This window comes from Citrobacter arsenatis (assembly GCF_004353845.1).
GTDB lineage: Bacteria > Pseudomonadota > Gammaproteobacteria > Enterobacterales > Enterobacteriaceae > Citrobacter > Citrobacter arsenatis.
The window spans coordinates 3,079,423-3,100,454 of record NZ_CP037864.1; the positions used below are offsets into that span (position 1 = coordinate 3,079,423).

A 21,032-nucleotide genomic window follows, 5' to 3' on the forward strand; every position below is an offset into this window, starting at 1 on the left:
ATCAGTTATTCTCGGCCTTCTTAACAACCTGAATGCTCAGTTCCGCCAGCGCCGCTTCGTTGGCAAAGCTCGGCGCTTCAGTCATCAGACATGCTGCAGCCGTCGTTTTCGGGAAAGCAATAACGTCACGAATGTTGTCAGTACCGGTCAGCAGCATAGTCAGACGGTCCAGACCAAACGCCAGGCCCGCATGCGGCGGTGTACCGTATTTTAGCGCATCCAGCAGGAAGCCGAACTTCTCGCGCTGCTCTTGTTCGTTAATGCCCAGAATACCGAATACGGTCTGCTGCATATCGCCGTTGTGAATACGCACGGAACCACCGCCTACTTCATAGCCGTTGATGACCATATCGTATGCGTTGGCAACCGCATCTTCCGGCGCAGCTTTCAGCTCAGCGGCGGTCATATCTTTCGGCGCGGTGAACGGATGGTGCATTGCGGTCAGTCCGCCTTCACCATCGTCTTCAAACATCGGGAAGTCGATAACCCACAGCGGCGCCCATTTGGCTTCGTCGGTAATGTTCAGATCTTTACCCAGCTTCAGACGCAGCGCGCCCATCGCGTCGGCAACCACTTTCTTGTTGTCGGCACCGAAGAAGATCATATCGCCATCTTGCGCACCGGTACGCGCCAGAATCGCTTCCACGATTTCTGCATTCAGGAACTTAGCAACCGGGCTGGTGATACCTTCCAGGCCTTTCGCTCGCTCGGTGACTTTGATGTAAGCCAGACCTTTCGCGCCGTAAATCTTAATAAAGTTACCGTAATCGTCGATCTGCTTACGGCTCAAGCTCGCACCACCCGGCACACGCAGGGCTGCGACACGGCCTTTCGGATCGTTCGCCGGACCAGAGAACACCGCGAACTCAACGCCTTTCACCAGATCGGCAACGTCAACCAGCTCCATCGGGTTACGCAGGTCTGGCTTATCGGAACCGTAACGACGCTCAGCTTCGGCAAAAGTCATGATCGGGAAGTCACCCAGATCAACACCTTTAACTTCCAGCCACAAGTTACGTACCAGGGCTTCCATCACTTCACGCACCTGCGGCGCGGTCATGAAGGAAGTCTCAACGTCGATCTGGGTAAATTCAGGCTGACGATCAGCACGTAAGTCTTCATCACGGAAGCATTTTACGATCTGATAATAGCGGTCAAAACCCGACATCATCAGCAGCTGTTTAAACAGCTGAGGAGACTGCGGCAGCGCGTAGAACTTACCTTTATGTACGCGAGAAGGTACCAGGTAATCGCGCGCGCCTTCCGGCGTCGCTTTGGTCAGCATCGGCGTTTCGATGTCGAGGAAGCCGTGGTCGTCCATAAAACGACGCACCAGACTGGTAATTTTGGCACGCGTTTTCAGGCGCTGTGCCATTTCAGGACGACGCAGATCCAAATAGCGATACTTCAGTCGCGCTTCTTCGGTGTTGACGTGGTTAGAGTCCAGCGGCAGCGAGTCCGAACGGTTGATGATAGTCAGATCGGAAGCCAGCACTTCAATTTCGCCCGTCGCCATATCGGCGTTGACGTTTTTCGCGTCACGCGCACGTACGGTGCCCGTAACCTGGATGCAGAACTCATTACGCAGTTCAGAGGCCAGCTTTAACGCGTCTGCACGGTCCGGATCGAAAAATACCTGCACGATACCTTCGCGGTCGCGCATATCGATAAAGATCAGGCTACCAAGATCACGACGACGGTTGACCCAACCACACAGAGTCACCTGCTGCCCCTCGTGGGACAGACGTAGCTGTCCGCAATATTCTGTACGCATGAGATATCCCTTAACTTTGCCGCAGGCGGATTGTCACCTGTCTCGCAGGTGACGAAGTCGCAGCTTTAGCTGAATGTCACAACTGAATGAAAAAAGGCGGCTATTATACTGGAAATTCTGCCGCACGATAAGTCCGGTACTGACTGTACGCCTGTTTCCTCGACGGGCATTGCGTAATCTCACAAAAAATAACAAAAATTGTCGCCCCTTTCACACTGATTCGCGATTAAGGTGTAACGGAATTCTATTTTTTACTGGAGTGACCATGCTGGAACTGAACACAAAAACAACCGCCCTTGTCGTGATCGACTTACAGGAAGGGATCCTGCCTTTCGCTGGTGGACCTCATACGGCACACGATGTGGTTACCCGCACCGCGCTGTTGGCGGAAAAATTCCGTGCCCACGGTTCCCCGGTGGTTATGGTGCGCGTCGGCTGGTCTGACGATTACGCCGAAGCGCTGAAACAACCGGTTGATGCGCAAACTCCGGCAAAAGCGTTGCCTGAAAACTGGTGGGATTACCCGGCAGCTCTGGGGAAATGCGCCAGCGATCTCGAAGTCACCAAGCGCCAGTGGGGCGCGTTCTACGGCACCGATCTGGAGCTACAGCTGCGTCGTCGGGGCATCGATACCATCGTCCTGTGCGGCATCTCCACAAACATTGGCGTGGAGTCAACGGCGCGAAATGCGTGGGAGCTGGGTTTTAATCTGATCGTTGCAGAAGACGCCTGTAGTGCCGCCAGCGCCGATCAACACTTGGGCAGCATGACGCATATTTTCCCGCGCATCGCACGCGTACGCAGCGTGGATGAGATCCTACAAGCGCTATGATTTATATCGGTTTACCCCAGTGGTCGCATCCAAAATGGGTGCGTCTGGGGATCTCAAGCCTTGAAGAATATGCCCGCCACTTTAACTGTGTGGAGGGCAATACCACGCTGTACGCGCTGCCAAAAGCCGATATAGTTGCCCGCTGGCACGCGCAGACCACCGATGCGTTTCGTTTTTGTTTTAAGTTTCCGGCCACCATTTCGCACCAGGCCGCACTGCGAAATTGTGATGACCTGGTACAGGAATTTTTCACGCGCATGTCGCCGCTGGAATCGCGTATTGGACAATACTGGCTGCAATTACCCGCGACTTTTGGTCCGCGTGACCTGCCTGCCCTGTGGCAATTTCTTGATGCGCTCCCCAAATCCTTTACCTACGGTGTGGAGGTTCGCCATCCGGACTTCTTTGCCAAAGGTGAAAACGAACAGCTATTTAATCGGGGCTTACACGATCGCGGCGTAAACCGGGTGATTCTGGACAGCCGCCCGGTGCATGCCGCGATCCCGCATACCGAAGCGATACGTGATGCTCAGCGCAAGAAACCAAAGGTTCCGGTGCATGCGGTAGTCACGGCAGACCATCCGATGGTACGCTTTATCGGCAGCGATGACATGGCACAAAACAGCGCACTTTTTGCCGTCTGGCTGACCAAACTGTCGCTATGGCAACGCACCACGACGCCGTATCTGTTTTTGCATACGCCGGACATCGCACAGGCCCCGCAGCTTGTAGATACGCTATGGGCAGATTTACGCAATGCCCTGCCAGAGATCGGATCAGCACCGTCTATTCCACAGCAATCTTCTCTTTTCTGAAATTGCCACCTATCATAGACAGTGCCATCTGCCATTTTAAAGGGAGTTTGTATGGTAAGCGCGCTTTATGCCGTATTGGGTGCGTTATTGTTAATAAAGTTCTCCTTTGACGTCGTTCGCCTGCGCATGCAGTACCGCGTTGCCTATGGTGACGGTGGTTTTAGCGAACTGCAAAGCGCTATCCGCATTCATGGTAATGCGGTGGAATATATTCCCGTCGCGTTAGTGCTGCTGTTATTTATGGAAATGAACGGCGCAGAGACGTGGATGGTGCATATTTGCGGGCTGATGTTGATTGCCGGACGACTGATGCATTATTACGGATTCCACCACCGACTCTTCCGCTGGCGCCGTTCAGGCATGAGCGCAACCTGGTGTTCGCTGTTGCTAATGGTGCTGGCGAATCTTTGGTATATGCCCTGGGAGTTGGTTTTCTCCCTGCATTAGCGCACAATACGCCACTTTATTTTTCCCGGATTTTTACGTTATGTCTCACCGCGACACGCTTTTTTCTGCGCCTATCGCCAGTCTGGGTGACTGGACCTTTGATGAACGGGTAGCTGAAGTCTTCCCGGATATGATCCAGCGTTCCGTTCCTGGCTATTCCAATATCATTTCTATGATTGGCATGCTGGCCGAACGTTTCGTACAACCCAACACGCAGGTCTACGATCTGGGCTGCTCTTTGGGCGCGGCGACGCTCTCGGTGCGTCGCAATATTCATCACGAGAATTGCAAAATTATTGCTGTCGATAACTCTCCGGCGATGGTTGAGCGCTGCCGTCGTCATATTGACGCCTATAAGGCACCGACCCCGGTTGAGGTTGTCGAAGGCGATATTCGCAACATTACTATCGAAAACGCCTCGATGGTGGTGCTGAATTTTACCCTGCAATTCCTTGAGCCACCTGAGCGCCAGGCGTTGTTGGATAAGATTTATCAGGGGCTGAATCCCGGCGGCGCGCTGGTTCTTTCTGAGAAATTCAGCTTTGAAGACGCTAACGTTGGCGAACTGCTGTTCAACATGCACCACGACTTCAAACGGGCAAATGGCTATAGCGAACTGGAAATCAGCCAAAAGCGCAGCATGCTGGAGAATGTGATGCTGACCGACTCGGTCGAAACGCACAAAGCACGACTGCATCAGGCCGGTTTTGAGCACAGCGAATTGTGGTTCCAGTGCTTCAACTTTGGTTCTCTGGTGGCGCTGAAAGCTGGGGTAAGTGCATGATCGACTTTGGTAACTTTTATCAGCTGATTGCCAAAAACCATCTTTCCCATTGGCTGGAAACACTTCCGGCACAAATCGCTACCTGGCAGCGCGACCAGCACGGCTTATTTAAGCAGTGGGCAAACGCCGTCGAGTTTCTGCCGGAGATAACGCCGCATCGCCTGGACTTACTGCATAGCGTTACTGCAGAAAGCAAAGAGCCGCTCAGCGAAGGTCAACTCAAACGTATCGACACCCTGATGCGTAACCTGATGCCATGGCGTAAGGGACCGTACTCGCTGTACGGCGTCAATATTGATACCGAGTGGCGCTCAGACTGGAAGTGGGATCGCGTTCTGCCGCATTTGTCTGACCTTACCGGCCGTACCATTCTTGACGTCGGCTGCGGCAGTGGCTATCACATGTGGCGCATGATTGGCGCGGGGGCGCATCTGGCGGTTGGTATCGATCCTACGCAACTGTTCCTGTGCCAGTTTGAGGCGGTACGCAAACTGCTGGGCAATGACCAACGTGCTCATCTGCTACCGCTGGGTATTGAACAGCTACCGGCGCTCAACGCCTTTGATACCGTATTCTCCATGGGCGTGCTTTATCACCGCCGTTCACCGCTGGAACACCTGTGGCAGTTGAAGGATCAGTTGGTTAAAGATGGTGAACTGGTGCTGGAAACGCTGGTCATCGAAGGTGATGAAAATACCGTCCTGGTGCCGGGCGACCGCTACGCGCAGATGCGTAACGTCTACTTTATTCCGTCTGCGCTGGCGCTAAAAAACTGGCTGGAAAAATGCGGATTTGTTGATGTGCGTATCGCCGATGTCTGCGTCACCACTACCGAAGAGCAGCGCCGCACCGAGTGGATGATAACCGAATCGCTGGCCGACTTCCTCGACCCGAACGACCACAGCAAAACGGTGGAAGGCTACCCCGCCCCATTACGTGCGGTATTGATTGCGCGTAAGCCGTGATGGATTGCCGGATGACCGTTACGTATAGCACCGTTTCTCCAAAATAGTTCAAGTTGCAGCAAGGCGGCCAACGCTGCTGCAGCTTGAAATATGAAGGAGAAAAAAAGGCCCCTGTTGAATTGGCAGGGGCCTGGTACGAGCAAGCATCATATTGGGCGACATGATGCAACGGTAAAAATCAGTTGGCCTGATGGTGTGCAATGATTGCTTTCATTTCCGCAACCGCCGCCCCGTCTACCGCATAGCGGGAATATTCATCCGCCTGCGTATCCGAAGACATCGACAACCCCGAATTGCGATAACGCATTGGTGAAGCCAGCCATACTCCGGCAGAGCTGTGAACTTCCTGCACTCCAGCATCAAGGAACAGGGGCAAATTCGAGGCGCGAACCCCCGCTCCGGCCATAATGATTGGAGCATCCGCCTGCGCAATAAGTTCCATTATTTTTGTTAAACCTTGCGCAGCATCTGATTTTTGCCCAGAAGTCAGCACTCTGGCGATGCCCAAATCAGCTAACTTTTTCATCGCATTGAGTGGGTTAGCACACATATCAAAGGCACGATGAAAAGTGACGTGCAGTGAACCTGCGGCGATCATTATTTTTTCCATGCGCGGCATATCAACATCACCATCTGCATTTAAAATGCCGGTCACCAGCCCCGAGAACCCCAGTTCTTTCACCATCGCAATATCATCCAGCATTGCAGCGAATTCACCATCGGTGTAACAAAAGTCGCCTCCGCGTGGGCGAATAATGGGATTGACGGGAATCGAAATATGCTGGCGAACAGAACGCAAGACCCCCAGTGACGGTGTTAAGCCCCCTTCTTTAGGTGCTGCGCAAAGCTCAATGCGATCCGCGCCGTTTAGCTGCGCTGTACGCGCGCACTCCATGCTGTAACAGCAGATTTCCAGTAAAGCCATACTCACTCCTGACGTTCACTTGCCACAATGGCTTCAATCGACCATGGATGGAATTTTATCGTCACGCTGCCATCGCTGACGGCCAGCGTCGGATTCGGTAAACGTTCACGCTCGCCTTTTGGCGAACTGGTTTTTACAAATATACCCGGCTGACTCAGTCCGTGATCGGAAAGCAGCGCCAGTGCTCTGGCGTTCAGCGTTTGTGCCTCACCCGGCAGAACAATTTCAACATGTTCCCAGCCTTCATGTGGATAGCGTTTTTCGCCTGGCCACGGCAGCTCAACGATGGAAAATTGCCAATGTTGCACACAAACTGGCTCATGCAGTTTAAAAAGACAAATTGGTCTGCCGTTAATGATGTTTTCTGACAGCAACTCACCGCACTGTTCAAAGCCACGACGCCAGCGTTCTGCGGTGGTATTTTGATGGCAACGCAAGGAAATGTGATCGGCTTCCAGACCTGAGATATCCAGCCCAAGACGGGTGGAAAGTTCCGTTAATGCCTGCGTGAAATGCGGTAAATCTGCAGAAATATCCTGTAGTTCTGCAACGGTCTGCCAGTTCGCCATATTAAAAGCTCATATCCATGTTCAAAGCCGCTAATTTACTCTGTTGCGCTGCGCCATCCAACCGCTGTTTTCTTCGAACGTAACATGAATAATAAAACGTAATTGCATTGCCTGAATTTTAGACTGTGTGCGCTACTCGCAATGCTGACGGCAACGGGCATTTGCAGTATACTCCCGCCCTTAATTCTTAAACTGGTGCGGTGAATTTTTTCCCGCTTCATAAATGTAAGGTATTCCGGTGAATATTCAGGCTCTTCTCTCAGAAAAAGTCAGTCAGGCCATGATTGCTGCAGGCGCGCCTGCAGATTGCGAACCACAGGTTCGTCAGTCAGCAAAAGTACAGTTCGGCGACTATCAGGCTAATGGCATGATGGCGGTCGCTAAAAAACTGGGTATGGCGCCGCGACAACTGGCTGAGCAGGTGCTGACTCATCTGGATCTCAACGGGATCGCCAGCAAAGTTGAAATTGCCGGCCCGGGCTTTATCAATATTTTCCTCGATCCGGCATTTCTCGCGCAGCACGTTCAGCAGGCGCTGACCTCCGATCGTCTGGGCGTCACCCAACCGGCTAAACAAACCGTTGTTGTTGATTACTCTGCACCTAACGTAGCGAAAGAGATGCACGTTGGTCACCTGCGCTCCACCATCATCGGTGACGCTGCGGTGCGTACGCTGGAATTCCTCGGCCACAATGTTATCCGCGCCAACCACGTCGGCGACTGGGGCACGCAGTTCGGTATGCTCATCGCGTGGCTGGAAAAACAACAGCAGGAAAATGCCGGAGAGATGGCGCTGGCTGACCTGGAAGGTTTCTACCGTGATGCGAAAAAACATTACGACGAAGATGAAGCCTTCGCAGAACGCGCCCGTAGTTATGTCGTGAAGCTGCAAGGCGGCGACGAATACTTCCGTGAGATGTGGCGCAAACTGGTCGACATTACCATGTCGCAAAACCAGTTAACCTACGATCGCCTCAACGTTACCCTGACCCGTGACGACGTAATGGGCGAAAGCCTGTACAACCCGATGCTGCCTGGCATCGTGGCCGATCTCAAAGCTAAAGGCCTGGCTGTTGAAAGCGAAGGCGCTACCGTCGTATTCCTTGATGAGTATAAAAACAAGGAAGGCGAACCGATGGGCGTAATCATTCAGAAGAAAGATGGCGGCTATCTCTACACCACAACCGACATCGCCTGCGCCAAGTATCGTTATGAAACGCTGCATGCAGATCGCGTACTTTATTACATCGATTCCCGCCAGCATCAGCACTTAATGCAGGCCTGGACCATCGTGCGTAAAGCCGGTTATGTGCCGGACTCTGTACCGCTGGAACACCACATGTTCGGTATGATGCTGGGCAAAGACGGCAAGCCGTTCAAAACCCGTGCGGGTGGCACGGTTAAACTGGCCGATCTGCTGGATGAAGCGCTGGAACGCGCACGTCGTCTGGTCGCTGAGAAGAACCCGGACATGCCTGCCGACGAGCTGGAAAAACTGGCAAATGCGGTCGGTATCGGGGCGGTGAAATATGCGGACCTGTCCAAAAACCGTACTACCGACTACATCTTCGACTGGGACAACATGCTGGCGTTCGAAGGTAACACCGCGCCGTATATGCAGTACGCCTATACCCGCGTACTGTCCGTATTCCGTAAAGCGGATATCGACGAAAGCGCGCTGGCAAATGCGCAGGTGATTATCAGCGAAGATCGCGAAGCCCAACTGGCAGCGCGTCTGCTGCAGTTTGAAGAGACGCTGACCGTCGTTGCTCGTGAAGGTACGCCACATGTAATGTGTGCTTACCTGTACGACGTTGCCGGCCTGTTCTCTGGCTTCTACGAGCACTGCCCTATCCTCAGCGCTGAAAACGAAGACATTCGTAACAGCCGACTGAAACTGGCACAGCTGACGGCGAAAACCCTGAAGCTGGGTCTGGATACGCTGGGTATCGAAACCGTAGAACGGATGTAATCACCTCGAGTGATGTGAAAGCCCGCGCTAAGTCGCGGGCTTTTTTGTTTCCCAAATGACCGCCCTCGTAGGTCTGATAAGCGAAGCGCCATCAGGCGGTAAGGCGCACCTTGCCGGATGGCGGCGTAAACGCCTTATCCAGCCTACTGATAGCAGCAATTTGTAATAATTCACAAGGAATGACACATTTCCGTAGAGATATGGAACATTTTTTGCCTGTCATCCCGTTTAAGCCTCCGTATCATTAGGCGGCAAATTAATCGGGTACGGGTCAATGACATTCAGAGATTTTGAGGCAGAAGAAAAACTCTTCCAGCGACGTGTATTGGTGGCCTTTGGCCTTGTAGTCATCTGTTTTGGCATCCTGATTTACAATCTCTACAACTTGCAAATCTGTCAGCACCAGTATTACACCACCCGGTCGAATGCAAACGACATCAAAATGCTGCCCGTCGCCCCAACGCGCGGCATGATTTACGATCGCAATGGTATTCCGCTGGTACGCAACGTGACCTGGTACGACATTTCCGTTACGCCGTATAAGATCAGCGATATGAATGCCCTGATCCAGCAGCTCACGCCCATCGTTGACCTCACTCCTGATGACATTGACCAGTTTCGCCATGAGCTGAAAGCCAGCAGCCGCTATCGTCCGGTCGTGCTAAAAAACGCGCTGACCGATGTGGAAATCGCCCGCTTCTCGGTTAACCAGTTTCATTTCAACGGCGTCAATATCAATAGCTATGAGGACCGCCAGTACCCGTATGGCGCAGCGCTGGCACATGTCCTTGGCTATGTTTCAAAAATTAATGACAGCGACCTGAAAGCGCTGGATAAAAAAGGCCTGGCTGAGAATTACGCCGCTGACCACAACATCGGCAAGCAGGGTATCGAGCATTATTACGAAAATGAACTGCATGGGAAAACCGGTTATCAGGAAGTGGAAGTGGATAACCACGGGCGCATCGTACGCCTGATCAAAGATGTGCCCCCCGTTGCCGGAAAAGATATCCATCTGACGCTGGATCTGCATTTACAGCAATACATTGAAAGCCTGCTAGCGGGCCAGCGGGCTGCCGTTTTGGTTGAGGATCCTCACGACGGTTCCGTGCTGGCAATGGTCTCAAACCCCAGCTATGACCCTAACCCGTTTGTCAAAGGCATCAGCTATCAGGACTATAACAAGCTGCTGCAGGATAAAGACCTGCCGTTGATCAACCGCGTCACCCAGGGTCTCTACCCTCCCGCCTCCACGGTGAAACCGTACATGGCGATGTCAGCGTTACTGGACGGCGTGATCACGCCGCAGACCAGTTTCTTCGGTGCTCCCACCTGGACGCTTCCCGGCACCGAGCGACATTACCGCGACTGGAAAAAAACGGGCCACGGTATGCTGGATGTCACCAAAGCGATTGAAGAGTCTGCCGACACGTTCTTTTATCAGGTAGCGTATATGATGGGGATCGACCGGATTAACAGCATGCTCAGTCAGTTTGGCTATGGCAAACCGACCGGCATCGATCTTGATGAGGAGTATAACGGCCTGCTGCCGAGTCGCGAATGGAAGCAAAAGGTGCATAAAAAATCCTGGTATCAGGGAGATACCATTTCGGTTGGTATCGGTCAGGGCTACTGGATTGCCACACCGATTCAGATGGTAAAAGCCATGGTTGCGCTGATTAACAACGGCAAGGTTATCGCCCCTCACCTGCTACTTGATGAAGAGAGCGGAAAAACCATTACGCCGTATCAGGCTCCCGAAGCACCGTCACAAATCGCCTCGGCCTCGTCACCTTACTGGGGGTTGGTGCGTCAGGCGATGTTCGGCATGGCTAATGAGCCAAACGGTACAGGGTATAAGTTCTTTCACACCGCGCCTTACGGCATTGCGGCGAAAAGTGGCACATCACAGGTCTTTAGCCTGAAAGAAAATCAAACCTACGATGCAAAAATGATCCCCGTACGCCTGCGCGACCACGTGTTCTATACCGCGTTTGCACCGTATAAAAACCCGAAAGTCGCCGTGGCGTTAATTCTGGAAAACGGCGGCAGCGATGGCGTCACTGCCGCGCCGGTTATGCGTCAAATTATGGATCATCTGTTTGCTCCACAGAACAACGCCGCGCAAACAGAGACACCTGAACAAGCAGGTCCGATAGCAGCTGCGCCACCGGACGCCGATATTAAAAATACTTACGCAAGTATTCGGTAAGGCACAGCATCGCCATCGCCTGTCCGTAAGGCATTGAGGTCCGCGGAATGTTGCGATAGAAATCGAGATTGTGGCCCATTCCTGTTCCAAACGAGGTGTGCAGCAGTTCACCTTCCGCTGAAATATGTTGCACAATGCCTCTGATGGCTTTCTCCGCGACCAGCGCATAGTCTTGCCCGACATAGCGTTTACGTACCGCTTTGAGGATCCCATAGGCAAACCCGGCGGTTGCCGACGCTTCCAGATACGACTGCGGGTCGTCCAGCAAGGTGTGCCACAATCCGCTTTCATCCTGGCACTTCGCCAGCGCGGCGATTTGCGCGTGCAGAACCTGCACCAGATAGCGATGCACCGCATTGTTCTGTGGCAAATCAAGTAATTCGAGGAAATCCGGGATGACAATAGTTAACCAGCTGTTGCCACGCGCCCAGCGTGCGTTGGCAAAGTTATGTTGTCCTTCATAGCTCCAGCCGTGGAACCACAGACCCGTTTCTTTATCCATCAGGTTTTGCACATGCAGCAGAAACTGATAGGTTGCCTCTTCAATATATTCGGGGCGGTTGAGCAACTTGCCAATCTTCGCCAGCGGTAAAACCGCCATCATTAATGTGTCATCCCACATCTGCTGATGATTCTCTTCCGCCAACGTAATGTGCTGCATACCGCCATATTCGGTACGCGGCATCTCATGCATTGCCCACTCCGCCCAGCTATCGAGCCACGGCAGATACGCGGGGTTACGCGTCTCTTCGTAGCGATACGCCAGCGTTAAAAACGGCGCCATCGTGTTGACGTTTTTGGTGGTTGCGCCTTCCGCAAAGCGATCGGCAAACCAGCTGTCGATGATATCGCGCATCGTTTCATCGCCGGTTTGCTGATAATACTGATACATCCCATACAAGCCGACGCCGTGCGTCCACTCCCATCCCGCCCAACCTTTGGTATCAATAACGCGTCCGTCGTCCAGACGTAGCAAGAACTCGCCGGTCTCGTCATGAATATTGACCAGGTTATGCGTCACCTTTTTGATCAACGCTTTTAATTCATCCCTGGCAATAAAATGTTCTGGTTGGCGCAATAATGGACTGTGTTTAACCGGGTAAACAATCATTTACTTAACCTCTGTCAATGTCGAATTCAATGCGGCAACTTTTTCCAGTTTCGGTGCCGCTGGTTTATTACGATTCAGGTAACCAATATTGTTGTTACCCCAAAGTGATTCATATGGCATGCCTGACAGCATCTCTACGGTGGCGCGTCCTTCAGCAGAAAGTCCTTCCAGCACAGGTCGCCCAGACTCGCGCATTTTTGCAGTCTCTTCACGCAGGGTGCTGTGCGTTTGCAGGTTTAGTTTGAAGCGCAGGGAAACCAGGAACCCCAGCGCCAGAACAATCAGCGTTCCGCAACTTAGAATTAACAGGATGGTATGGCTGACCGCCGCGGGCTGTGCGCTCTGGCCGGAGACAAACCCGGACAGTTGCATGACAATCCCCACCAGCATCACCGCGCCCGCCTGCGACGCTTTACGCGTTAGCGTCATAATGCCGGCAAAGATGCCTTCCCGACGCTGACCGGTAATCACTTCGTCAACGTCGGCAATATAGGTGTAGGTATTCCAGGGAACGTAATTGATCCCCCCACGCCCCAGACCCGCCACGGCAGATACCAGCAGTAGCAGAGAATAAACATCGCTGAGTCCGGCGTAATATAGCCCGGCGTAGGAAAGTGAACTGAGGCCAAACAGGACGACCACCATGCGATAAGACGGTGCTGGTCCGAAACGGATACACAATGGGATCATGGCGATGACAGCAATAAACTGGAAGATAGCCATCGTCCCCAGCAGGTTTGACGCCATTGATGCTTCCTGCATCAGCACAAACACTACGTAGTAAGTAAAGACGGCGTTAAAGACGTCCTGGGCAATATAGCCGCCAAGATACATACCTAAATGCTGGCGAAAGATACGGATACGCAGGGTTGAACTCAGCTCAACAAACAAGCGGTTCATACTCTGGCTAAAGGTCAGGCTTTTCTTCTCTTCTTCGGCGCGCAGGGCCGCCTGGGTCCATTCTTCCCGTGGTCGTTCCCAGGTAAAAAACCAGACGAAAGTCAGCATCAGGGCGCACAGTACAGAGAACACCAGACTGGCGTAGAAAAAAGACACCGGGTTATCTTTGCCAAATAGCGTCAGCAGAACACCGGGTAAGAATGAGGCCAGAATGGCTGACATTTGCGCCATCGAAATACGCGCGCCGGAAAATTTGGTTTTCTGTTTAAAGTCATCGGTCATTTCGGGTACCAGCGTTTCGTAAGGCACCAGAATCATGGTGTAGACCACGTCAAAAATCAGATAGGTAAGCAGGTAATACCAGAATCCCATGTCCCCGATCCACATCAGCGAGTAGCTAAAGACACAGGGGATCCCCAACAGAATAAAAAACTTACGTCGCCCGAAGCGTTTGCCAAGCCAGCTTGAGCCAAAGTTATCGGTTAAAAAACCCATTAATGGGCTCACGACGGCATCCAGCACCCTGGCGGTGGCAAAAATAAAGGTCGCTTCGATAGGCGTCAGACCACAGAACGTGGTGTAGAAATAGAGCAGCCAGGCCGCGGTTAATGCCGTGGTGCCTGCGCCTAAAAAATCGCCTGAACCGTAGGCAAAATAGTTAACCAGTCCAATTTTTCGTGTCTTCATTGCCGTTACCCCTGCACATTATTTGGAGGCCCCGCAATCCTCGCTTTGACATTGGGCATCCTTACAGGGTCACAGTAAAAGCTAACCGGAAGTGAAACCTTTCTATTTCTGCCAGGGGAATTAGCAAAATGGCAACAATACAAAGAGTCCGGCAACGTATGTCACCTATTTTATAAAACGGCGTTTCTATTTAATCAAAGAGGCGGGCTAAAATTGCGAGGCAGCCAGCAGTTTCCGCTGCTGGCCTGAATGAAGGAAGGCGTTAACGATAGTTCACAATCACCTGATTGCTCTGAACTTGTAAAGCGGGGATCAGGCGACCGCCGCCGGGTACCTCCCAGACAAAATGCATTGGTTCGATGGCGGGAACGTTATTGAATCCGTTCGTGGTTCCACTCTGCCCATCCAGCTCGACACAGCGGGACTGAGAACATAAACGCACCCGTAAACCCGCGGGCGTTGGACCATTAAGCTCATAGCGCCAGGCTACCAGCGTCATCAACCCCGACACCGGCTGGCTGGGGACCAGAGGTGCTGACGAGGCTGACTGACCGCGGTGATTTAAGGTGATCCCCATACCGCTTGCCTGCCAGGCTCCTTCTCCGGCAGCCTGCGCTGCCAGAGGAAAAAACAACAACCACAGTAACTTACGCATTATTTGCCTCCAATAGTCGCCGTCATGCGAATATGGCGGTTATCGGAAAGCTCCATGTTCGATAACACCACCAGCTGCGGTATGCTGCGACGTAAAAAGCGTGCCAGTAACGGACGCAACGCGTGATTGACCAGCAAGACCGGCGGCGCGCCCAACATCTCTTGACGGGACAGCGCTTCCTGAGTCTGGGCCAGCAGTCGGTCTGCCAGTCCTGGCTCCAGACCACCGCCCCCCTGCAGCGCTTGCAGCAGCAAACGCTCGAGTGGAGTATCAAGGCCGATAACCTGAACTTCTTCATTACCCGGGAACCACTGCTGGGTGATGGCACGTCCCAACGCAACACGGACCACCGCAGTCAGTTCATGCGGATCGTTTTGCAGCGGCGCATGTTCAGCCAGCGTTTCAAGAATGGTGCGCATATCGCGAATCGGTACTTTCTCGTCCAGTAAGTTCTGCAGCACTTTATGCAGCGTGGTGAGCGTCACAACGCCCGGCACCAGATCTTCCGTCAGCTTCGGCATCTCCTGCGAGACGCGGTCAAGTAACTGTTGCGCCTCCTGACGACCAAACAGCTCAGCGGCGAACTGCCCAATCAGGTGGTTAAGATGCGTCGCGACAACGGTACTCGCTTCAACTACCGTAAAGCCCTGAATTTGTGCCTGCTCCTTCAATGCACTTTCAATCCAGATAGCATCCAGACCGAAAGCCGGATCGACCGTTTTCTCGCCCGGCAGCGACCCGGCGGCGGTACCCGGGTTAATGGCCAGCCAGCGTCCCGGATAGGCATCACCGCTGCCAATTTCCACCCCTTTCATCAAAATGCGGTAGCGGGCCGGCTGCAGATCCATATTGTCGCGGATGTGTACCACCGGCGGCAGGAAGCCCATGTCCTGGGCAAATTTCTTACGAATACTGCGAATTCGCCCCAGCAACTCGCCATCCTGCTGAAAGTCCACCATCGGGATCAGGCGATAACCCACCTCCATTCCCAGGGAATCTTCAAGCTGTACGTCGTTCCACGTTGCTTCCACCACGGAGTTGTTTTCCGGCATTTTCACCGGTTGCGGTTCATCCGGCGCTTTTTGCTCACGACCGCGCATCCACCATGCCAGGCCCAGTAACGCGGCGGTAAACATCAGAAACACCAGGTTCGGCATGCCCGGAACCAGACCCAAAAGCCCAAGCACCGCCGCGCTGAGCAGCATAACGCTGGGATTGCTGAACAGTTGGGTCACCATCTGTTCGCCTACGTCCTGGTCGGTACTCACGCGGGTCACGATAACCCCCGCCGCGGTAGAGATTACCAGCGCAGGAATTTGTGCCACCAGCCCGTCACCGATGGTCAGTAGGGTGTAACTTTCCGCAGCGCTGCCCATGCTCATACCATGCTGCAACACCCCAACTAACAGGCCGCCAACCACGTTGATAACCATAATCAAAATACCGGCAATGGCATCTCCACGTACGAATTTACTCGCACCGTCCATAGAGCCGTAGAAATCCGCTTCCTGCGTCACTTCCGAGCGCCGTTTTTTAGCTTCATCTTCGCCAATCAGACCGGCATTCAAATCCGCATCAATCGCCATCTGCTTGCCGGGCATACCGTCCAGCACGAAGCGCGCGCCAACCTCAGCGATACGCCCTGCACCTTTGGTAATTACCATAAAGTTAATGATGACGAGAATAACGAAGACCACGATACCGATAGCAAAGTTACCGCCCACCAGGAAGTGACCAAAGGCTTCAACCACCTTCCCCGCCGCCGCCGCGCCGGTATGTCCTTCCATTAAAATAATACGCGTCGATGCGACGTTCAGGGCGAGGCGCAATAATGTGGTAAACAGCAAAATCGTCGGGAATGCGGCAAACTCCAGCGTACGCTGGGTGAACATGGCCACCAACAGCACCATGATCGACAGCGCAATGTTAAACGTAAACAGCAAATCGAGGACGAAAGCCGGCAGCGGCAACACCATCATCGACAGGATCAGCAGGATGAGGATCGGTCCGGCAAGAATTTGCCATTGCGTGGATTTCAGGTTGCTGGGCAGACGCAGCATCGCGACCAGATTAGCCATCAGTATTCTTCTCGTTCATGAAATCCAGTGCTTCAGGCACCGGAAGGTTTTCAGGTTGTGGTGGACGCTTGCCGCCGGCGAGACGCCAGCGTTTTAGCTGCCATACCCATGCCAGTACTTCAGCAACGGCAGCATATAATTGACCCGGTATTTGCTGACCAATCTCAGCATGGCGATATAGCGCACGCGCCAGCGGCGGCGCTTCTAATGTAGGGACACGATGCTCGGCGCCAATCTCACGAATGCGCAGCGCCACCAGTCCCGCGCCTTTAGCGACAACTTTCGGCGCGCTCATTTTGTTCTCGTCATACTTCAACGCCACCGAATAGTGCGTGGGGTTGGTAACAATCACGTCCGCTTTCGGCACATCCGCCATCATGCGACGCTGAGCGGCCGCGCGCTGCATTTGGCGTATTTTGCCCTTAACGTGCGGGTCGCCTTCGCTTTGCTTAAATTCGTCCCGGATATCCTGGCGTGACATACGCAGCTTTTTCAGATGGCTGTAAATCTGGAAAAAGACGTCGAACCCCACCATCGGAATAACGCCCAGTACCACCAACAGCGCGCACATGCCGACTAAATCCAGGGCGTTGCCCATCGCCGTAATCGGAGATTCTGCCATCAGCCGCATCATCGCCGGCCAGTTATGCCAGAGATAAAACCCGGCTACGCTGCCTACCAGCGTGGACTTCAGTATCGCTTTCAGCAGTTCAGCCCCGGTTTGCGCTGAAAACATGCGTTTAATACCCGGCAGCGGATTCAGCTTAGAGAACTTGGGCTGCAGAGATTTACCGCTGAAGATCAAGCCGCCGAGCATCACCGGGGAGATTAATGCCACCAGAACGACGCCGGTAATCAACGGTAACAGCGCAATCATCGCGTCTTTAATCAGCAGAATGATTTGGCTGAGGATCAGGTTAGGGTCGTTGACCATACTGTGGTCAAAACGTAGTCCGGCAGACAGCATGCCGGCCAGCCTGCGGGCAAGCGACTCCCCGCCAATCCAGATAATGCACACGCCCACCAGCAAAATAAGCAGTGAGGTCAGCTCTTTGGATCGGGGGATCTGCCCTTCTTCCCTTGCTTTTTCAAGTCGGTGGGGTGTGGGGGCTTCTGTTTTGTCGTCGTCGCTTTCTTCTGCCACGCATCAGACCCTGGATAGAGATATAGGCGAGAATGATGCCAGAACGGCCATCCAGCAATGGGAAGAGTAAGCGGTAAAAAAGACGGGATTTATGGCTTTAAGCAGAATTGCGCGTAAGCCGGATGAGAGGCGCACGCCCCACATCCGGCAAATACCGATCAGAAACCGAGGCTGTCCAGCAGGTCGTCAACCTGATCCTGACTTGCCACCACGCCGGCTTTCGAGGCGTCAACCTGCGGGCCGTTCAGCAAGCTTTCGTTTTCACGTTTTGGACGTGCGCCCTGTTCCGGAATGTTTTCCAGCAGAACCATCAGCAGTTGGCGTTCAATCTCCTGGATAACATCCATCATGCGCTTGATGACCTGACCGGTGAGGTCCTGGAAATCCTGCGCCATCATGATGTCCAGCAGTTGAGCGTTAGTAAAGCTGGTATGTCCTGGCACATCGCCAAGGAACTGACGGGTATCGGTAACCAGTTCACGGGCGTCGGACAGCTCGATCGGATTTTCGAACCATTCGTCCCAGCGTTTAGTCAGGTCTTTGGCCCCTTTTTCCATTGCGTCCTGATGCGGCTGCGAAGCCTCCACGCTGTTCAGCGCGCGCTCCGCTGCCTGTGCAGTCATCTGCACAACGTAATCGAGACGATCGCGGGCATCTGGAATGGCTTCTGCCGCTTCGGCAATGGCCTGATCCAGCCCCAGTTCACGCAGACTGTCGCGCAGCATTCGGGTCAAACTGCCGATGCGCGCGATGATGTCCCCTGCTGAGTGTTCGTCAGCAGGTTTAATTTGTGGTTGCATCATCATTATCACACCCTCACATGCCCAGTTTCTCAAAGATTTTATTGAGTTTCTCTTCCAGCGTCGCCGCTGTGAATGGCTTCACGACATAACCACTGGCGCCTGCCTGTGCTGCCGCAATAATGTTCTCTTTCTTCGCTTCCGCCGTCACCATCAGCACCGGCAACGCAGACATCCCGCCATCTGCACGAATGGTTTTTAGCAGTTCCAGGCCATCCATATTCGGCATGTTCCAGTCGGAAATGACAAAACCAAATCCCCCAGCCTGCAGCTTATTCAGCGCGTCCACGCCGTCTTCAGCTTCTTCAACATTGTTGAAACCCAGCTCTTTGAGCAGGTTACGCACGATGCGACGCATGGTGGAAAAGTCATCCACAACCAAAAACTTAAGCTCTTTATCCGCCATAAAAAATAAACTCCTGATTCAAATACGTATTGCCTGTCCGGCACTGATTTTCGCCAACATTTGCTGGCTTACCTGGCTAAGATCGACCACTTCGCTTACGCCACCCATATTGATGGCCTCGCGCGGCATGCCGAACACCACACAACTTGCTTCGTTTTGCGCAATGGTCCAGGCACCTGCCTGGTTCATTGCTAACATTCCGGCGGCACCATCGTTGCCCATACCTGTCAGGATCACTCCCACGGCATTACGCCCCGCGTGTTTTGCCACCGAATGGAACAGCACATCGACTGAAGGCCGATGCCGGTTAACCGGCGGACCATCATGAATTTTGATCTGGTAGTTCGCCCCGCTGCGCGCCAGTTCCATATGCTTGTCGCCAGGGGCGATATACGCATGTCCTGGAAGCACACGCTCCCCGTCTTCTGCCTCTTTCACGGTTATCTGACACAGTTTGTTCAGACGTTCCGCGAACGAGCGGGTAAAGCCTGGCGGCATATGCTGGGTAATCAGAATACCGGGACTTGAAAGCGGCAATGGCTGGAGTACATGGCGAATTGCTTCTGTTCCTCCGGTTGACGCGCCAATCACCAGCAGTTTTTCCGAACTGAGTAACGGCCCCGCTTTCAAGGTCGTCGGTGCTGCCATGGGTTTATGGGCTGCCAGTTTTGCTCGCGATGCGGTGCGAATCTTCTCCGCGATCATTTCGCTGTAGGCCAGCATCCCTTCACGGATCCCCAGTTGTGGTTTGGTGACAAAATCAATCGCCCCCAACTCCAGCGCTCGCAGCGTGACCTCTGAACCTTTACCGGTCAGTGAAGAAACCATAACGACCGGCATCGGACGCAAGCGCATCAACTTTTCAAGAAAGTCGAGGCCGTCCATACGCGGCATTTCCACATCCAGCGTCAGAACGTCGGGATTGTATTTTTTGATTAAATCCCGGGCGACCAACGGATCTGGCGCCGTCGCCACCATTTCCATATCACTGTGGCTGTTAATAATCTCGGTCATGATTTGACGCATCAATGCAGAATCATCAACCGACAACACCCTGATTTTACTCATGCTTTATCCTTACCTGGCGCATGCGCATACACGGTCTGTCCACGCAGGCTAAACTCGCGCACGAGGTTGCTAAAGTTTTCTGAATGACCTGCAAACAGCAGCCCATCTGGTTTAAGAAGAGGAACAAAACGATGCAAAATGTCCTGCTGCGTCGTTTTATCGAAATAGATCATCACGTTACGGCAAAATATGGCGTCGAACGGTCCTGGCACGTTGTACTGCTTGTCGAGTAAATTGACGCTGGAAAATTCAACATGCCCCGCCAGTTCCTGCCGAACACGTACCAGCCCTTCATGCGGACCGGTGCCGCGCATGAAATATCGCTGCAGCTGCTGGGGTGACAGCGTCTTTAGCTCATCGAGACGGTAAATGCCGCTTCTGGCCTTTTCCAGTACTTCGGTATCAATGTCGCTGGCAAAAACACGCCAGCGGCCCGGTGCCATACCCAAGGTATCGGCGAGGGTAATCGCAATGCTGTACGGCTCTTCTCCGGTTGACGCCGCCGCGCTCCAGACCCGGTATTCACCGCTGCGCCGACGAGCATGATCCGACAGCACCGGAAAATGATGTCCTTCGCGAAAAAACGCGGTCAGGTTGGTGGTCAGGGAGTTAATAAAAGCCTGCCACTCAGCACTGTTCTGGTTAGCTTCCAGCATGCTGAGATAGCGACCAAAGTCATCCAGCCCCAGGGTTCGCAGACGGCGGACCAGGCGGTTATAAACCATGTCCCGCTTATGGTCGGCCAGTACGATCCCCGCACGCTGGTAGATTAATTGACATATCCGACGAAAATGCGCGTCAGACAGCGCGAGGCGCTGTGTCATCTGTAACAATAATGACGTTTGCCCGGTGGGCAGAGATGATGTCATAGCGCCTTCTCAATCACAT

General features: G+C 53.3%; 19 protein-coding genes. 7 read left to right on the forward strand and 12 right to left on the reverse strand.

Features of this window, described 5'->3' with window-relative positions; genetic code table 11:
- Position 1: 1 nt before the first annotated feature.
- On the reverse strand, positions 2 to 1,774 hold the full coding sequence (gene aspS, locus E1B03_RS16020; protein ID WP_103771191.1) for an aspartate--tRNA ligase: 1,773 nt from the start codon (positions 1,772 to 1,774) through the stop codon (positions 2 to 4).
- A gap of 265 nt (positions 1,775 to 2,039) precedes the next feature.
- Here aspS and E1B03_RS16025 point away from each other — a divergent pair, with 265 nt between their 5' ends.
- From E1B03_RS16025 to cmoB, 5 genes are read left to right on the forward strand one after another with little or no spacing between them, the layout of a single operon-like run.
- Entirely contained in the window at positions 2,040 to 2,606 is a 567-nt protein-coding gene (locus E1B03_RS16025; RefSeq protein ID WP_103771192.1) for a hydrolase, read from the forward strand.
- Entirely contained in the window at positions 2,603 to 3,421 is an 819-nt protein-coding gene (locus E1B03_RS16030) for a DUF72 domain-containing protein (protein ID WP_103771193.1), read from the forward strand. The genes E1B03_RS16025 and E1B03_RS16030 overlap by 4 nt, the downstream gene beginning before the upstream one ends.
- 51 nt (positions 3,422 to 3,472) lie before the next feature.
- Entirely contained in the window at positions 3,473 to 3,868 is a 396-nt protein-coding gene (locus E1B03_RS16035; protein WP_003833847.1) for an MAPEG family protein, read from the forward strand.
- Between the two features lie 40 nt (positions 3,869 to 3,908).
- Positions 3,909 to 4,652, forward strand: a complete 744-nt coding sequence (gene cmoA, locus E1B03_RS16040) for a carboxy-S-adenosyl-L-methionine synthase CmoA (protein ID WP_043016732.1) — start codon at positions 3,909 to 3,911, stop codon at positions 4,650 to 4,652.
- The gene (cmoB, locus tag E1B03_RS16045; protein WP_103771194.1) at positions 4,649 to 5,617 is read left to right on the forward strand and encodes a tRNA 5-methoxyuridine(34)/uridine 5-oxyacetic acid(34) synthase CmoB; all 969 of its coding nucleotides are present in this window, start codon (positions 4,649 to 4,651) and stop codon (positions 5,615 to 5,617) included. Before cmoA ends, cmoB begins: the two co-directional genes overlap by 4 nt.
- A gap of 178 nt (positions 5,618 to 5,795) precedes the next feature.
- Here cmoB and cutC read toward each other — a convergent pair whose 3' ends face one another.
- A complete protein-coding gene (gene cutC / locus E1B03_RS16050) occupies positions 5,796 to 6,542 on the reverse strand; it encodes a copper homeostasis protein CutC (protein ID WP_103771195.1) in 747 nt (248 codons plus the stop codon).
- Between the two features lie 2 nt (positions 6,543 to 6,544).
- Positions 6,545 to 7,111, reverse strand: a complete 567-nt coding sequence (locus E1B03_RS16055) for a VOC family protein (protein WP_103771196.1) — start codon at positions 7,109 to 7,111, stop codon at positions 6,545 to 6,547.
- 238 nt (positions 7,112 to 7,349) lie between these two features.
- On the opposite strand from E1B03_RS16055, the gene argS reads away from it, so the two are divergent.
- Both argS and mrdA read left to right on the forward strand, forming a co-directional pair.
- A complete protein-coding gene (gene argS / locus E1B03_RS16060) occupies positions 7,350 to 9,083 on the forward strand; it encodes an arginine--tRNA ligase (protein ID WP_103771197.1) in 1,734 nt (577 codons plus the stop codon).
- A 274-nt stretch (positions 9,084 to 9,357) separates the two neighbouring features.
- Positions 9,358 to 11,295, forward strand: coding sequence for a penicillin-binding protein 2 (gene mrdA / locus E1B03_RS16065; protein ID WP_103771198.1), 1,938 nt, complete (start codon positions 9,358 to 9,360; stop codon positions 11,293 to 11,295).
- On the opposite strand, the gene bglB is transcribed toward mrdA, so the two are convergent.
- From bglB to cheR, 9 genes are all read right to left on the reverse strand, one after another.
- A complete protein-coding gene (bglB, locus tag E1B03_RS16070; protein ID WP_133086563.1) occupies positions 11,267 to 12,406 on the reverse strand; it encodes a beta-galactosidase BglB in 1,140 nt (379 codons plus the stop codon). The two genes, mrdA and bglB, sit on opposite strands and share 29 nt — an antisense overlap.
- A complete protein-coding gene (locus E1B03_RS16075; protein WP_133086564.1) occupies positions 12,407 to 13,993 on the reverse strand; it encodes an MFS transporter in 1,587 nt (528 codons plus the stop codon).
- Between the two features lie 262 nt (positions 13,994 to 14,255).
- The gene (gene flhE / locus E1B03_RS16080) at positions 14,256 to 14,648 is read right to left on the reverse strand and encodes a flagellar protein FlhE (RefSeq protein WP_103771201.1); all 393 of its coding nucleotides are present in this window, start codon (positions 14,646 to 14,648) and stop codon (positions 14,256 to 14,258) included.
- On the reverse strand, positions 14,648 to 16,726 hold the full coding sequence (gene flhA / locus E1B03_RS16085; protein WP_003034666.1) for a flagellar biosynthesis protein FlhA: 2,079 nt from the start codon (positions 16,724 to 16,726) through the stop codon (positions 14,648 to 14,650). Before flhA ends, flhE begins: the two co-directional genes overlap by 1 nt.
- Positions 16,719 to 17,870: a flagellar biosynthesis protein FlhB gene (flhB, locus tag E1B03_RS16090; protein WP_103771202.1), complete on the reverse strand. Its 1,152-nt coding sequence runs from the start codon at positions 17,868 to 17,870 to the stop codon at positions 16,719 to 16,721. The genes flhA and flhB overlap by 8 nt, the downstream gene beginning before the upstream one ends.
- A gap of 158 nt (positions 17,871 to 18,028) precedes the next feature.
- Positions 18,029 to 18,673 carry a protein phosphatase CheZ gene (gene cheZ / locus E1B03_RS16095; protein WP_003034659.1) on the reverse strand — a complete coding sequence of 215 codons (645 nt, stop codon included), beginning with the start codon at positions 18,671 to 18,673 and terminating at the stop codon, positions 18,029 to 18,031.
- Positions 18,674 to 18,686: 13 nt separating this feature from the next.
- Positions 18,687 to 19,076: a chemotaxis response regulator CheY gene (cheY, locus tag E1B03_RS16100; RefSeq protein ID WP_016153434.1), complete on the reverse strand. Its 390-nt coding sequence runs from the start codon at positions 19,074 to 19,076 to the stop codon at positions 18,687 to 18,689.
- Between the two features lie 18 nt (positions 19,077 to 19,094).
- Positions 19,095 to 20,144 carry a protein-glutamate methylesterase/protein-glutamine glutaminase gene (locus E1B03_RS16105; protein ID WP_038641470.1) on the reverse strand — a complete coding sequence of 350 codons (1,050 nt, stop codon included), beginning with the start codon at positions 20,142 to 20,144 and terminating at the stop codon, positions 19,095 to 19,097.
- Positions 20,141 to 21,013, reverse strand: a complete 873-nt coding sequence (gene cheR / locus E1B03_RS16110) for a protein-glutamate O-methyltransferase CheR (protein WP_103771203.1) — start codon at positions 21,011 to 21,013, stop codon at positions 20,141 to 20,143. Before cheR ends, E1B03_RS16105 begins: the two co-directional genes overlap by 4 nt.
- Positions 21,014 to 21,032: the final 19 nt, after the last annotated feature.